The organism is Dickeya sp. Secpp 1600, from assembly GCF_003049805.1.
GTDB classification, from domain to species: domain Bacteria; phylum Pseudomonadota; class Gammaproteobacteria; order Enterobacterales; family Enterobacteriaceae; genus Dickeya; species Dickeya fangzhongdai.
Window position 1 is genome coordinate 4876459 of record NZ_CP023484.1, and the last position, 14110, is coordinate 4890568.

16 protein-coding genes are annotated in these 14110 nt (G+C 58.8%); 4 read left to right on the forward strand and 12 right to left on the reverse strand.

Annotated elements, in window-relative coordinates; translation table 11 throughout:
* Positions 1-16: 16 nt before the first annotated feature.
* From CPA59_RS21785 to CPA59_RS21810, 6 genes are all read right to left on the reverse strand, one after another.
* Complete coding sequence (locus CPA59_RS21785; protein WP_049853779.1) at positions 17-1201, reverse strand: PLP-dependent aminotransferase family protein; 1185 nt, start codon at positions 1199-1201, stop codon at positions 17-19.
* Between the two features lie 87 nt (positions 1202-1288).
* On the reverse strand, positions 1289-1990 hold the full coding sequence (livF, locus tag CPA59_RS21790) for a high-affinity branched-chain amino acid ABC transporter ATP-binding protein LivF (protein WP_107760683.1): 702 nt from the start codon (positions 1988-1990) through the stop codon (positions 1289-1291).
* Positions 1991-1995: 5 nt separating this feature from the next.
* Entirely contained in the window at positions 1996-2766 is a 771-nt protein-coding gene (gene livG, locus CPA59_RS21795; protein WP_038664417.1) for a high-affinity branched-chain amino acid ABC transporter ATP-binding protein LivG, read from the reverse strand.
* Positions 2763-4037 carry a high-affinity branched-chain amino acid ABC transporter permease LivM gene (locus CPA59_RS21800; protein ID WP_038917443.1) on the reverse strand — a complete coding sequence of 425 codons (1275 nt, stop codon included), beginning with the start codon at positions 4035-4037 and terminating at the stop codon, positions 2763-2765. Before CPA59_RS21800 ends, livG begins: the two co-directional genes overlap by 4 nt.
* A complete protein-coding gene (livH, locus tag CPA59_RS21805; protein ID WP_038664411.1) occupies positions 4034-4960 on the reverse strand; it encodes a high-affinity branched-chain amino acid ABC transporter permease LivH in 927 nt (308 codons plus the stop codon). The genes CPA59_RS21800 and livH overlap by 4 nt, the downstream gene beginning before the upstream one ends.
* A gap of 78 nt (positions 4961-5038) precedes the next feature.
* Positions 5039-6151 (reverse strand): branched-chain amino acid ABC transporter substrate-binding protein, encoded by a 1113-nt coding sequence (locus CPA59_RS21810; protein WP_107760684.1) that lies wholly within the window; start codon positions 6149-6151, stop codon positions 5039-5041.
* Between the two features lie 403 nt (positions 6152-6554).
* Here CPA59_RS21810 and panM point away from each other — a divergent pair, with 403 nt between their 5' ends.
* A complete protein-coding gene (panM, locus tag CPA59_RS21815) occupies positions 6555-6974 on the forward strand; it encodes an aspartate 1-decarboxylase autocleavage activator PanM (protein WP_038664405.1) in 420 nt (139 codons plus the stop codon).
* Positions 6975-7106: 132 nt separating this feature from the next.
* On the opposite strand, the gene rpoH is transcribed toward panM, so the two are convergent.
* The 4 genes from rpoH to ftsY form a co-directional block, all read right to left on the reverse strand.
* Positions 7107-7964 carry an RNA polymerase sigma factor RpoH gene (gene rpoH, locus CPA59_RS21820; protein WP_038664402.1) on the reverse strand — a complete coding sequence of 286 codons (858 nt, stop codon included), beginning with the start codon at positions 7962-7964 and terminating at the stop codon, positions 7107-7109.
* Between the two features lie 335 nt (positions 7965-8299).
* Entirely contained in the window at positions 8300-9265 is a 966-nt protein-coding gene (gene ftsX, locus CPA59_RS21825; protein ID WP_038917439.1) for a permease-like cell division protein FtsX, read from the reverse strand.
* A complete protein-coding gene (gene ftsE / locus CPA59_RS21830) occupies positions 9255-9923 on the reverse strand; it encodes a cell division ATP-binding protein FtsE (protein ID WP_038917438.1) in 669 nt (222 codons plus the stop codon). Before ftsE ends, ftsX begins: the two co-directional genes overlap by 11 nt.
* A gap of 5 nt (positions 9924-9928) precedes the next feature.
* Positions 9929-11275, reverse strand: coding sequence for a signal recognition particle-docking protein FtsY (gene ftsY / locus CPA59_RS21835; RefSeq protein WP_038917437.1), 1347 nt, complete (start codon positions 11273-11275; stop codon positions 9929-9931).
* 299 nt (positions 11276-11574) lie between these two features.
* On the opposite strand from ftsY, the gene rsmD reads away from it, so the two are divergent.
* Both rsmD and CPA59_RS21845 read left to right on the forward strand, forming a co-directional pair.
* Positions 11575-12195 (forward strand): 16S rRNA (guanine(966)-N(2))-methyltransferase, encoded by a 621-nt coding sequence (rsmD, locus tag CPA59_RS21840; RefSeq protein ID WP_038917435.1) that lies wholly within the window; start codon positions 11575-11577, stop codon positions 12193-12195.
* On the forward strand, positions 12185-12466 hold the full coding sequence (locus CPA59_RS21845; RefSeq protein ID WP_038920753.1) for a DUF1145 family protein: 282 nt from the start codon (positions 12185-12187) through the stop codon (positions 12464-12466). Before rsmD ends, CPA59_RS21845 begins: the two co-directional genes overlap by 11 nt.
* A 60-nt stretch (positions 12467-12526) precedes the next feature.
* Here the strand turns inward: CPA59_RS21845 and CPA59_RS21850 are convergent, their stop codons facing one another.
* Positions 12527-12853 carry a DUF1820 family protein gene (locus CPA59_RS21850; RefSeq protein ID WP_038664391.1) on the reverse strand — a complete coding sequence of 109 codons (327 nt, stop codon included), beginning with the start codon at positions 12851-12853 and terminating at the stop codon, positions 12527-12529.
* Between the two features lie 273 nt (positions 12854-13126).
* On the opposite strand from CPA59_RS21850, the gene CPA59_RS21860 reads away from it, so the two are divergent.
* On the forward strand, positions 13127-13756 hold the full coding sequence (locus CPA59_RS21860) for a lysoplasmalogenase (RefSeq protein ID WP_107760686.1): 630 nt from the start codon (positions 13127-13129) through the stop codon (positions 13754-13756).
* A 44-nt stretch (positions 13757-13800) separates the two neighbouring features.
* Here the strand turns inward: CPA59_RS21860 and tusA are convergent, their stop codons facing one another.
* On the reverse strand, positions 13801-14046 hold the full coding sequence (gene tusA / locus CPA59_RS21865) for a sulfurtransferase TusA (RefSeq protein WP_038917431.1): 246 nt from the start codon (positions 14044-14046) through the stop codon (positions 13801-13803).
* Positions 14047-14110 lie beyond the last annotated feature (64 nt).

Below are 14110 nucleotides of genomic sequence, written 5' to 3' on the forward strand. Positions count from 1 at the left end.
CGGTTACAACGATCAATCACAGCGCGCGACGCAGGCGGGCGACCGCCTCGTGCATCTGCTCTTCGGTCGCGGTGGCGAATGACAGACGCAGCGTGGACTGGTCCGGCCGATCGGCGAAGAAGAACTCGCCGGGCACGAACACCACCCCCTGCGCCAGCGTTTTCTGCAGCCAGGCGGTGGTATCAAACGGCTGACGGAAACGCGCCCACAGAAACATGCCGCCTTTCGGCTGGTTGAAGCTGATCACATCGCCCAGCTCACTGGCCATCAGTTCGGACAGCAGTTCGCCTTTCTGGCGGTAAGCCTGACGGATCTTGTCAATCTGCGCCGGCAGACGCCCGGTTCCCAGATAGTATTCCACGATAGTCTGAGACAGCGAGCTGGCGTGCAGATCGGCGGCCTGTTTGATGATCGCCACTTTGTGCAGCAACCAGTCGGGCAGAATCGCCCAGCCCAGACGCAGCCCCGGCGCCAGAATCTTGGAGAACGACGAGGTATAGACCACGCGATCGGCGTGTCCGGCTTCCTGCGCCAGCTGATAAATGGTGGCGTGGCGTTCTTCGGTGAAACGCAGTTCGCCGTACGGGTCATCTTCCACGATCAGGAAATCGTGACGGGCGGCCAGCGCCACCAGTTGACGACGACGCGCGTCGCTCAGGGTGACGCCGCTAGGGTTGCCGAAATTCGGCACCAGGTAGACGCCCTTGATGCGCGTCGTTTCCAGCAGGGCGGCCAGTTCGTCCACCACCATGCCGTTTTCGTCGGACGACACCGACATCACCTGCGCTTCCGCCAGCTCCAGCGTTTGCAGCGCCGCCAGATAAGTCGGGCGCTCCACCACAAAGATATCCTGCGGGTTGGTGGTGGCGCGCATCACCAGATCCAGCGCCTGCTGAGAGCCCGCCGTCACCACGATGTCCTGCGCCTGCGTGCGGACGCCACGCAGCGCGCACAGTTCGGCGATACGCTCGCGCAGCAGCGGGCTGCCTTCGGTCAGGCCATACTGGAACGCCGATTTCGGCTGCTCGGTAATCGCCAGTTGGGTCGCTTCATTCAGTCCCTGGAAATCAAACAACGCATCAGAAGGAATGCCGCCCGCCAACGAAATCACGCCGTCCATTTTGCTGTGTTTGAGCAATTCACGAATCGCGGAGCTTTTCAGGCGCGCCATGCGCTGCGCCAGTAACCCATCCGTTGACATGTTGAGTCTCACTTATTTTTTGAAAAATTATGATAGAACAACGGGCCGGAGGAAGCCGGCCCGATAAAGGTGTCGTACATAAGCAGTTTAACCGCCAAGGTAGGCAGAACGCACGGCTTCGTTAGCTAACAAAGCATCGCCGGTGTCTTCCAGCACCACGCGGCCGTTTTCCAGCACATAACCGCGATCCGCCAGACGCAGCGCCTGATTGGCGTTCTGCTCCACCAGGAAGATGGTCATGCCTTCTTCGCGCAACTGCTGGATGGTGTCGAAAATCTGCAAAATGATGATCGGCGCCAACCCCAGCGACGGTTCGTCCAGCAGCAGCAAACGCGGCTGGCTCATCAGCGCGCGGCCGATAGCCAGCATCTGCTGCTCGCCGCCGGACATGGTGCCGGCGCGCTGGACGCGACGTTCATACAGCCGCGGGAACAGGTCGTACACGCGCGCAATGCGCTGCTGATACTGTTCGCGGCTGGCGAAGAACCCGCCCATCGCCAGATTCTCTTCCACCGTCATGCGGGAAAATACCCGGCGGCCTTCCGGCACAATGGCGATAGCTTCGCGCATGATGCGCGCCGTCTGCCAGTCGGTAATGTCCTCGCCGTCGAAAACGATCGACCCTTCCGAGGCGCGCGGCTCACCGCACAGCGTTCCCAGCAGGGTGGTTTTGCCCGCGCCGTTGGCGCCAATCAGCGTCACGATCTCGCCCTGATTGATATGCAGGCTCACCTGATGCAGCGCCTGAATTTTGCCGTAGTGCGCAGAAACCTGATTCAATGACAACATACGTTTTATCCTTCACCCAGATACGCACGGATAACATCCGGGTTGTTACGAATTTCAGCCGGGGTGCCATTCGCCAGCGGCGTACCCTGATTCACCACGTAAATCCGGTCGGAAATGCCCATCACTAGCTTCATATCGTGCTCGATCAGCAACACAGAAACCTGGTGGTTGCCGCGCAGGTCGATAATCAACTCGTTGAGTTCTTCCGTCTCTTTCGGGTTCAGGCCGGCGGCCGGTTCATCCAGCATCAGCAATTCCGGACGGGTCACCATACAGCGGGCGATCTCCAGCCGACGCTGCTGACCGTAAGCCAGGTTCCCCGCCTGACGGTTCGCCAGATCGAGCAAGCCCACCCGCTCCAGCCAAACGGCCGCGCGCTGCTGGGCGTCGGCTTCGGCGCGGCGAAACGCCGGCGTCTTCAGCAGACCGGCAAACACGCCGCTCTTGAGGTGCTGATGTTGCGCTACCAGCAGGTTCTCAATCACCGTCATTTCACGGAACAGACGCACGTGCTGGAAGGTGCGCACCACGCCCATGCGGGCAATCTGCTGGCCCGGCAAGCCTTCCAGATGCTGGTCACGCAACAAAATGGTGCCGCCGGTGGGGCGGTAGAAACCGGTCAGGCAGTTAAACACCGTGGTTTTACCGGCGCCGTTGGGGCCGATCAGCGACACGACCTCGCCCTGATGCAAATCCAGCTCGACGTTGTTGACCGCCAGCAGGCCGCCGAAGCGCATCATCAGGCCCCGGACCGACAATAATGGCTGCGTACTCATGCCTGCTCTTCCTTCTTCTCAATCTGCAACTTCATCTGCGGGCGTTTCATCGGCAACAGCCCTTGCGGGCGCCAAATCATCATCAGCACCATCAGGGCGCCCAGCAGCAGCATGCTGTATTCGTTCAGGTCACGCATCAGCTCACGAGACACCACCAGCAGAATGGCGGCCAGAATCACCGCAAACTGCGACCCCATTCCGCCCAGCACCACGATCGCCAGCACGAAGGCCGACTCGACGAAGGTGAAAGATTCCGGGCTGACGAACCCCTGACGGGCGGCGAACAGCGTCCCGGCGAAACCGGCGAACGCCGCGCTGATGGTAAACGCGGTCAGCTTGATTTTGGTCGGGCTCAGGCCCAGCGAACGGCAGGCGATTTCATCTTCACGCAGCGCCTCCCAGGCGCGACCCAGCGGCATACGCAGCAGACGGTTGATGATAAACAGCGTCAGCAATACCAGCAGCAGCGCCACCATGTACAGGAAGATGATGCGATCGCTGGGGTCATAGGTCAGGCCAAAGAAGTGATGGAAGGTATCCCAACCGCCTTCGCGCGGCGAACGGCTGAACTCCAGACCGAAGAAGGTCGGCTTCGGAATCTGGCTGATGCCGTTCGGCCCACCGGTGAAACCGGTATTGTTGAGCAGCAGGATACGCACGATTTCGCCAAATCCCAGCGTGACGATCGCCAGATAGTCGCCGCGCAGCCGCAGCACCGGGAACCCCAGCAGGAAACCGGACAGCGCCGCCGTCAGGCCCGCCAGCGGCAGACACTGCCAGAAGCCAAGACCGTAGTAGTGACTCAACAGCGCGTAGGTGTAGGCGCCGATAGCGTAGAAACCGCCGTACCCCAGCACCAGCAGACCGGACAACCCCACCACCACGTTCAGGCCGAGGCCCAGAATGATGTAAATCATGGTCAGCGTGGCGATATCCACCGTGCCGCGCGATACCACAAACGGCCAGGCAACCGCGGCGATGATCAGCGCCAGCGCCAGCAGTTTCTGCCGCGGCGTACTGCCGTCAAAGCTCGGCAGCACAAAACCGGGGCCGGACACTTTCTTCGCCCCCTGAGCCAGCGCAGGCCGCAGCAGTTGAAACAGGAACACCAGCGCGCAGGCGGCGCCGATCCAGTACCAACGCACTTTTTCCGCGCCGTGCACCACCAGTTGAGTCCCATCCAGACTCAGTTGCATTCCCATCACGAACGTGGCCAGTACCAGCAGCACCAGCGCCGATACAACGGCATTAACCAGCGTGTGCAGTTTCATACCTTCTCCACCTCCGGACGGCCAAGAATCCCGGTCGGCATGACCAGCAGCACCACAATCAGCAGCGCGAAGGACACCACGTCCTTGTATTCGGTGCTGAGGTAAGCGGAGGTCAGCGCTTCGGCGATACCCAGCACCAGACCGCCGATCATCGCTCCCGGAATACTGCCGATACCACCCAGCACTGCGGCGGTAAACGCTTTCATCCCGGCCATGAAGCCGATATAGGGGTTAATCACGCCATAGAATTGGCCCAGCAACACCCCGGCCACCGCCGCCATCACGGCGCCGATGACGAAGGTCAAAGAAATCACGCGGTCGGTGCTGATGCCCAGCAGGCTCGCCATTTTCAGGTCTTCCGCGCAGGCGCGGCAGGCGCGCCCCATGCGGGAGTAACGGATAAACAGCGTCAGCGCCAGCATCGCCAGGAAGGTGACAATCCAGATGGTGAGCTGCATGGAGGAAAGCGTAGCGGCAAAACCGTTGCTTTCGCCCAGCACCCACTGGCCGTGGATCAGGCTCGGCAGCGCCACATCGCGCGACCCTTGCGTCAGGCTGACGTAGTTCTGCAGGAAAATCGACATGCCGATGGCGGAAATCAGCGCGATCAGCCGTTTGGAATTGCGCACCGGCTTATAGGCCACACGCTCGATGCTCCAGCCGTAGGCGCTGGAGATCACCACCGCCGCGATGAACGCGACGCCGATCAGCAACCAGCCGGCGTCAATGCCCATCATCATCAGGGCGGCAATCACGATAAAAGAAACATAACTACCGATCATGTAGACCTCGCCGTGGGCGAAGTTAATCATGCCGATAATGCCGTAAACCATGGTGTAGCCAATGGCGATCAGCGCATAGGTGCTGCCCAACGTCACGCCGTTGAACATCTGCTGAAGGAAATAGAGGAACTGCTCGGACATACCTTAACCTTAGACATTGCCCCCGCAGCCTGACGGCTGAGGGGGCATCGGTATTGGGAGTATTACGGATTCGGTCAATTACTTCACGGGAGAGGAAGTACCGTCTGCGTGCCACTCGAATACGCCAAATTCAAACCCTTTCAGGTCGCCTTTTTCATCCCAGCTCAGCGGGCCCATCACCGTGTCCACGGACTTGGCTTTCAGGTCGGCCGCCAGCTTGGCCGGCTCGGTGCTGCTGGTACGTTGCATCGCGGTGGTCAGCGACTGCAGCGCGGCATAAGTGGTCCACACGAACGGGCCGGTCGGGTCCAGTTTCCTGGCTTTCAGCGCGTCGACGATCGGCTGGTTGGCCGGCACCTGGTCATAACGCTTCGGCAGCGTCACCAGCATGCCTTCGGACGCCGCGCCCGCAATGTTGGACAGCGACGAGTTACCCACGCCTTCCGGTCCCATGAACTTGGTGGTCAGGCCGGCAGCGCGCGCCTGACGCAGAATCTGCCCCATTTCCGGGTAGTAGCCGCCGAAATAAACGAAATCGACGTTCTCTTTCTTCAGGCGCGCCACCAGCGTGGAGAAGTCTTTATCCCCGGCGGTCACCCCTTCGAACAGCACCACGTTGGCGTTGGCTTTTTTCAGGCTGTCCTGCACGGCGCGAGCCAGACCTTCGCCGTACTGCTGTTTGTCGTGCACCACGGCGATACGCTGCGGTTTCACGTGTTCCAGAATGTATTTCGCCGCAGTCGGGCCCTGGTCGGAATCCAGACCGGTAGTGCGCAGAACCAGCTTGTAGCCACGGGTAGTCAGGTCAGGCGCAGTGGCCGCCGGCGTAATCATGATTACGCCTTCATCCTCGTAAATGTCGGATGCCGGCTGCGTGGACGACGAGCACAGATGACCGATCACGTAGTGGATACCGTCGTTGATCACCTTGTTGGCGACGGCAACCGCCTGTTTCGGGTCGCAGGCGTCATCATATTCCATACCCACCAGTTTGTTGCCGTTGACTCCGCCTTTAGCATTGATATCAGCAATCGCCTGACGGGCGCCGGTAAACTCCATATCGCCGTACTGCGCTACCGGACCGGACATGGCTCCGACGATCGCGACCTTGATATCCGCAGCGTTCACCGCATGGCTCATCGCCGCTGCCAGGCATCCCATCAGCAGCGCGTTACCTTTGCTTAATTTCATCCGTTTTACCCCATCTGTCATTTTTGGATATTGCTATAATTATTGTCATCAACCGCTATTACTCGCACTTTTTCATAAGTAATAACGAGTTAGGCTCTATTATAAGCAATAGTTTGTAATAAGACTTTATTATTCATGATATTAAACAGGAGTTTTATGCTGTAAATCAACTGGGATTCTCAGTAAAACACGGTGTAAACAGCATAAAATACCGCTCTTAAAATCCGTATTTTGTTTCTAAAATAGTCAGTTATGCTGGTTTTACCACTGAGAGATAATTGATTACTCGAAAAATTAATGGCAGAGAAACCTTTTTCCCTGATAACCGTACAGAAAAAGTTACACAACCCTTTTTCTACAGGTTCGCTACAATATTCTTAAGAATTAACAGGAGCACCCGCGTATGAGACTCTCGGTTGAACGCCTCACAAAAATCAGCGAGCAGGACAGGCATGATTTGGCCCATATCTGGCCACACCAGAATTTCGACGCGCTGGAGCGCGACCTGAACCATGAGCATCGTCTGTTTGCCGCCCGTTTTAACGGCCATCTGCTGGCGGGCGTCATCGTCGAAATCGACAATAACAGCGACAGCGCGGAACTGACCGACCTGCAGGTCAGAACCTCCACCCGGCGGCATGGCGTCGGTAAGTATCTGGTGGAAGAAGTGCTGCGCGCCTGCCCTGACGTTAAGGAATGGTGGCTCGACGCCGCCGACCATGCGCTGGTCAGCGAAGCGGTGATGGACACATTCATGCAGTCCTGCGGCTTCTATCCGGTGTCCGGCGGCTGGGAATATGTCGTTAATCAGGAAGAGAAATAAACAGCAGGAAAAGCAGTGGCGCCCGTAGGACAGATGGCGATAAAAAAACTTCGGGTGATAAAACAAAAAGACCGGGCGGCTTGCGGCTGTCCCGGTCGTTTACGATGAATAATGCGTTAGCTGCGGCATGCGTTACGCTTCAATGGCCGCCCGCAATTTCTTCATGGCATTCTTTTCCAGCTGACGTACACGCTCAGCGGACACGCCGTAATGATCAGCCAGTTCCTGCAACGTGGACTTATTGTCGTCATCCAGCCAGCGAGCGCGGATAATATGCTGGCTGCGTTCGTCCAACCCTTCCAGCGCATAGGTCAACTTGTCCGCCGCATGGGTTTCCCAGTTGTCCTCTTCAATGCCATCGGCAAAATCGGAAGATTTGTCCTGCAGGTACAGCATCGGCGCCATCGGCTGGCCCGGCTGCGCATCATCTTCCGGCGACGGATCAAACGTCATGTCCTGCGCGGCCATGCGGGATTCCATTTCGCGGACATCCTTGCTGGTCACACCCAGTTCACGCGCCACCAGTTCCACTTCGTCCTGATTAAACCAGCCCAGACGCTGCTTGGTCTTACGCAGGTTGAAGAACAGCTTGCGCTGCGCCTTGGTGGTCGCCACCTTGACGATACGCCAGTTACGTAGCACGTATTCGTGAATTTCGGCCTTGATCCAGTGCACGGCGAACGACACCAGGCGTACGCCCACATCCGGGTTGAAGCGGCGCACCGCTTTCATCAAGCCGATGTTGCCTTCCTGAATCAGATCCGCCTGCGGCAGGCCGTACCCTGAATAGTTACGGGCAACATGAATAACGAAACGCAGGTGTGAAAGAATCAGCTGCTTGGCGGCGTCCAGATCCCCGTGATAATGCAGCCGTTCAGCCAGCGCCCGCTCTTCCTCCGCCGTCAGCATCGGATAGGCATTGGCGGCACGGATGTACCCTTCCAGACTGCCCTGGGGAACTAAGGCGAAAGTTTGCATATCTTTGGTCATTCCACCCCTCTCATAGATCATTCAAATCGTTGCGCATCATCGAACAGCATACCGATCTTTGCTGCACTTTCTGTGCCTAAAAACAGAATTACTGTGCCCAAAAACCGGATTAACGCTAGTTCTGGATTAACTCTGGTTAGAGTGTGATTGACTGCACAAGTTCCACTTTTGCCCCTCTTATTTTACCTGTCAAGATAGGCGTCGTGGGGTGCAGGCTGGCGAGTGATGAAGGAAGGTGCGCATCGAAGACGCTGGCAATACGCTTCCCTCGCTGCTCGCCGCTATCACGAGGGAAGAGTATACCAGAAAACGCCCGCGCCGGGCGTCAATACAGATTATTCCGGTGTAAAACGGCGTAAATGTTGTACCGTTGCCAGCCAGGCGGCCAGCCAGCCAATCATCACCGCGATCAGAATCAACAATAACGTCTCATCCCAGCCCAGCCCACGCACCGTGAAGGTGGTGCCGAATACCGCCGCCACCTGCGTCACCGCGCTCGACAGTTTCCACACCAGCGCCTGCGACAGAATCAGCGACAAGATAGCGCCGCAGAACCCCAGCAGCGCGCCGCCATGCAGGAACGGCCGCAGGATGAAACCGTCGGTGGCGCCGATCAGCTTCATCACATTGATGGTTTCGCGGCGGCTGAAAATGCTTAGCCGCACGCTGTTGCCGATCACCAGAAATACCGCCGCCACCATCAGAATCCCGATGGTAGCCGCTATCTGGCCCACCAGTCCGGTCAACGCCACCAGACGGGAGAACCAGCTGTCGTCCATGCGGACCTCGGCCACGCCCTGAACGGCGGCGATGCGATCGCGCAGGGTGTTGAGCGTCTGGTTATCCTGAAAACTCAGTTTGGGCGAGACGACCGCCACCGCCGGCAGCGGATTCTCCTCCAGCATATCCAGCGCGCCGCCAAAGCCGGACCAGTTGCGGAACTCGCCCATCGCCTCGTTGCGGGACAGGTAATTAACCTTGTCTACGCCTTCTTCCGCCTTGATCTTGCCAATCACCGCTTCGGCGGCGTTGTCGTCCAGCGATTTGTCCAGATACACCGTCAGCTGTGGCGTGGGATACCACTGCGACGCCGCCTGACTGACGTTTTTCCACACCAGATAGCAGATGCTGGGCAGCGTTAGCGAAATGGCGATCACCATGATGGTCAACAACGTCGCCAGCGGTTGGCGCAGCATATCGCGCAGCGTATTGGCCCAGGCATAACGCCACTGTTCCTGCCAGCCGCCTTGCAGAGAGCGGGTTTTGCTACCGGCTCGCTGCGCGCGGGTATTATTCGCCATCGTGACCTCCCAGCATGCGCCCCTGCGACAATGTCAGCACCCGGTAATGGCGGCGGGCGATAAGCCCGGTATCGTGCGTAGCCATCAACACCGTGACGCCCACGCGGTTAAACTCTTCAAACAAGCGCAGAATGCCTTCGGACAGCGCATCATCCAGGTTGCCGGTCGGTTCGTCCGCCAGCAGCACGGCCGGTTTGTTCACCACCGCGCGGGCGATACCCACGCGCTGCTGTTCACCGCCGGAGAGCTGAATCGGATAGCTGCGCGCCTTGTCGAGCAGCCCGACTTTATCCAGCGCCGCCGACACCCGACGGCGGATATCTTCGGCGCTGGCGCCGGCGATAACGAGCGGCATGGCGACGTTTTCATACACCGTGCGATCCATCAGCAAATGGTGATCCTGAAAGATCATGCCGATCTGCCGACGCAGAAACGGCACCTCGCTTTTCCTCAGGCGGCTGATATCGTGACCGCCGAACAGGATGTGGCCCGCGCTTGGGCGCTCAATCCCGCAAATCAGTTTCAGCAGGGTACTTTTCCCCGCGCCAGAGTGACCGGTCAGAAATACCATCTCGGCCGGGCGGATATGAAAGTCCACCCCTTGCAACGCCTGACGGCCGCCGAGATACGCCTTACTGACCTGCTCAAACCGAATCATCCGTTTTAATCCTCACGGGCAAACAGGGCTTCAATAAAATCATCCGCCTTGAACGGCCTTAAGTCATCGATACTTTCCCCCACCCCGATGTAACGGATGGGAATGCCAAACTGGTCGGCGATGGAGAAGATCACCCCGCCCTTGGCGGTGCCGTCCAGTTTGGTCAGCGTGATGCCGCTCAGTCCGACCGCCTCGTTGAACAGTTTGGCCTGACTGACGGCGTTCTGACCGGTGCTGGCGTCCAGCGTCAGCATCACTTCGTGCGGCGCGTTTTCGTCCAGCTTCTTCATAACGCGCACGATCTTCTTCAACTCCTCCATCAGGTGCGATTTGTTCTGCAAACGCCCGGCGGTATCGGCGATCAGCACGTCGACGCCGCGCGCTTTGGCGGCCTGCAGCGCATCGAAGATCACCGAGGCGGAGTCCGCGCCGGTATGCTGCGCCACCACCGGCACATTATTGCGCTGGCCCCACACCTGCAGCTGCTCCACCGCCGCCGCACGGAAGGTATCGCCCGCGGCCAGCATCACCGACTTGCCCTGCGCCTGATATTGCCGCGCCAGTTTGCCGATGGTGGTGGTTTTACCCACGCCGTTGACACCCACCATCAAAATGACGAACGGCGTCTTGCTGTCGATATCCAGCGGCGCATCCACTTTCGCCAAAATGTCGCTCATTTCCGTTTTCAGCAACGCAATCAACGCTTCGGCGTCTTTCAGTTGCTTGCGGCTGGCGTGCTCGGTCAGCCGATCGATAATTTTACGGGTGGTTTCCACCCCGACGTCGGCAATCAGCAGTTGCTCTTCCAGCTCGTCAAACAGATCGTCGTCAATTTTCTTGCCGCGAAACAGCCCGACAAATCCGGACCCCAGATTCTGGCGGGTTTTCACCAGACTGCGTTTCAGGCGAGCGAAAAAACCCTCTTTGGTCGGGCGTTCCTGCTCCTGCGACACCACCGGCGCAGCCGGAGCAATCACCGTTTCGGGCTCGGACTCGACATCGTCTTCCGCTTCCGCGTCTGTCTGCGGTTCAGCGACGGGCGCGGCCGCCTCTGCTACCGTTTCCGGCGGTTCGACCGGCGTCGGCGGTACCTCCGCCTCAGCCTCAATCGGTTGCGATTCTGGCGGCGGCGTTTCCCCGGTTTCAGCCAGCGCGGTTTCAGCCAACGTACTATTCAGCGCCGGCTGCTCCGGCGCTTCATCGCTCGTGTGCTGCGCCGGTTCCGGAGCGGCGGGCGTTGCGTCATCCGCCTGCGGCGCTTCCGGTGACGGTTGCGGTTGTTCGGTTTTATCCTCGTCCTGACGTCCTAACCCCAGCCAGGAAAAAAATCCGCGCTTTTTCTCTTTCGCCATCGTGTAATTGCGCTCCTGCCACCCAGTGCGGCTAATCAATAACCAATAGAAGTCAATAAAACAACGAGTTTAACACTTTCCCGCCGCCAGCAACACGCGCCGGACCACCGGGGAGGGCGACAATCTCCGTAACCAGGTGTGTCAAACCCAGGCTATGTCCACTGATTTGAGGGATTTTTCCGCGCCGTCTCCCATTAACTGCATCTTTACATTTGCTACACCGGCTGGCGCCGTTAGAATAACGCCTCATCAAATCCGGCGGGCCGCCGCCGGTACCTCATTTCAGCAAAATACAGGCTATGGCAAAACATCAAGCGACATCCGCACCCGGTCAAATCCGCATCATTGGCGGTCAGTGGCGCGGCAGAAAACTCCCCGTGCCGGACAGCCCCGGTTTGCGCCCCACCACCGACCGCGTACGCGAAACCTTGTTCAACTGGCTGGCGCCGGTGATTCAGCAATCACGCTGTCTGGACTGTTTCGCCGGCAGCGGCGCGCTGGGGCTGGAAGCGCTGTCGCGTTATGCCGCTCACGCCACGCTGCTGGAAGCCGAACGCAATGTGGCGCGTCAACTGACGCAGAACCTGTCGCTGCTGCGCGCCGACAACGCTGAAGTGGCGAATGCCGATACGCTGCAATGGCTGGCTAAACCGGCTCCGCAGCCTTACGACGTGGTGTTCCTCGACCCGCCGTTTCGCCGCGGTTTGTTGGACGATACGCTGCGGTTGCTGGAAGCCGGCGACTGGCTGGCAGAGGAAGCCTGGATCTATATTGAAACTGAAGCGGAAAACCGCACGCTAGCCATCCCGTCCACCTGGACGCTGCATCGGGAAAAAACCGCGGGGCAGGTTTCCTACCGTCTTTATATCCGTCACGCATCCGACGCGACCCCAGGAGGCAACGATGAGCATCTGGATTAACCTTGGCCGGCTACTGATGTTGGGCGTATGGGGATTTTTGGTTATGAACCTGATTCACCCTTTTCCCCGCCCGCTGAATATTTTCATGATCCTGGCGATGGGATTCATGCTGCTGATGCACGGCGTGCAGTTCCTGCTGCTCAAAGCGAGCCAGCCCAAAGACGCGCCGCCGCTCAGCGGGCTGCTGCAATTGCGCATCTTCCTGTTCGGGGTATTTGAATTACTGGACTGGCAGCGCAAACAGCCGACGCCGCCGCGCAAACGGCGTTGACCGGCAGACTTGCAATCCGGGGAAACGGCGACGCGATACCGCAAAGCGCCGCCGGACAGATCAGGGTTTCTTACCTGGCAGAGAAGGGAAATGGGTAACGTTGTCGCCCAGTTCCGAAATACGCGCGCTATCGCGTTCACGCCCGGTCACGGCGTCAATACGAATGACCGCCTGCAGCGGAATATAGCTGCGATCGACGCCGGCAAACTCCGTTTTCAGTTTTTCCGTGGTCGGGTCGACCAGCACGGCGGAGGGGTTGTCGAAAACAAAGTCGGCGATTTCAATAAATCCGAACAGATTGCTCTGCACCAGCTCGCGCACATACAGCTGATAGTTCTTGCCGTTATTCATGAACTGAATGCGGTAAAGTACGGGTTCATTGCTCATTAAAGGTTCGTCTCCTCCGACAGACCGCCGGGTATCATTATTCCGTCACAAAAACTGGCCGCTAACATAGCATGAAGCCCGGCGACCCGCAGCCCCGCGCGGGCGGAGACTCGCTGTCGGAACGAATCCGCGCAGGATCCGCCTACTATACTTAGGCTGGCTGCGCCCGCTGGGATAACAAACATTGCCGGGTACGTCAGCAAGAAAAGACGGTGCGCCGACTTTCGCCGCATGGCGGAGTTCCACCCGATTCACCACGTTTAAGGACACTGTATGCTCTGGTCTTTTATTGCCGTATTTTTTTCCGGCTGGCTGTATGTCGATGCCAGTTACCGTAGTCCGGCCTGGCAGCGCTGGCTGTTTAAACCCGTCACCCTGTTGTTGATGATGCTGATGGTCTGGCAAACGCCGATGCTCGGCATCCCCGGTTATCTGGTGGTGCTGGGGCTGGCCGCGACGCTGGTCGGCGACGCGCTGATGCAGCTCTCCGGCGATAAACTGCGGTTCGCGCTGTCGGCCTATCTGGCGTCGCACCTGCTCTACACCATCAGCTTTTTCGCCTCCCAGCCATCGCTGGGGTTTTTCTGGCCGCTGCCGCTGGCGCTGATTATTCTGTCGGCGTTGTTGCTGGCACTGCTGTGGTCGCGGCTGGAAGCCGAGCGCCTGACGGTCGCCGCGCTGGTGCTGGTGACCGCCTTCATGGCGTGGGTGGCGGGGGAACACTACTTCGCGCTGGGCAACGAATCCAACTTCTCGCTGCTGGTGGGTACGCTGCTGTTATTTGCCGGCCACGCCATCTGGCTGGTGAACCACTTCCGCGTGAACTTCCGCGCCCATCAGGCGCTGGTCGCCATCTGCTACTTTGGCGGCCACTTCCTGATAGTACGCTCGCTTTACGTCTAGCGACAGCGGCCTTCCGGATTGGCCGGAGGGCCGTAAGCCGGTGCTCACGCGCCTTTGCGCAGCAGGTAACGATAAGGCAATTGCTCGGTCATCTGCGCCAGCAGCTCATGTTCCATATAACGGCAAAAGCCGGGGATATCGCGGGTGGTTGCCGGATCGTCGGCGATAATCAGCAGGGTTTGCCCCGCCTCCATCTGGCGCACCGTTTTGCGCACCATCATTACCGGTTCCGGACAGCGTAGCCCCTGAGCATCCAGAGTGCGGTCCGGATTGGCGAACATATCGGTCATTCAGCGTCTCATTAACGATTGTCGAACAAATTGCGGCTTAGTTTACGCTTCCCGCAAAGGGGGG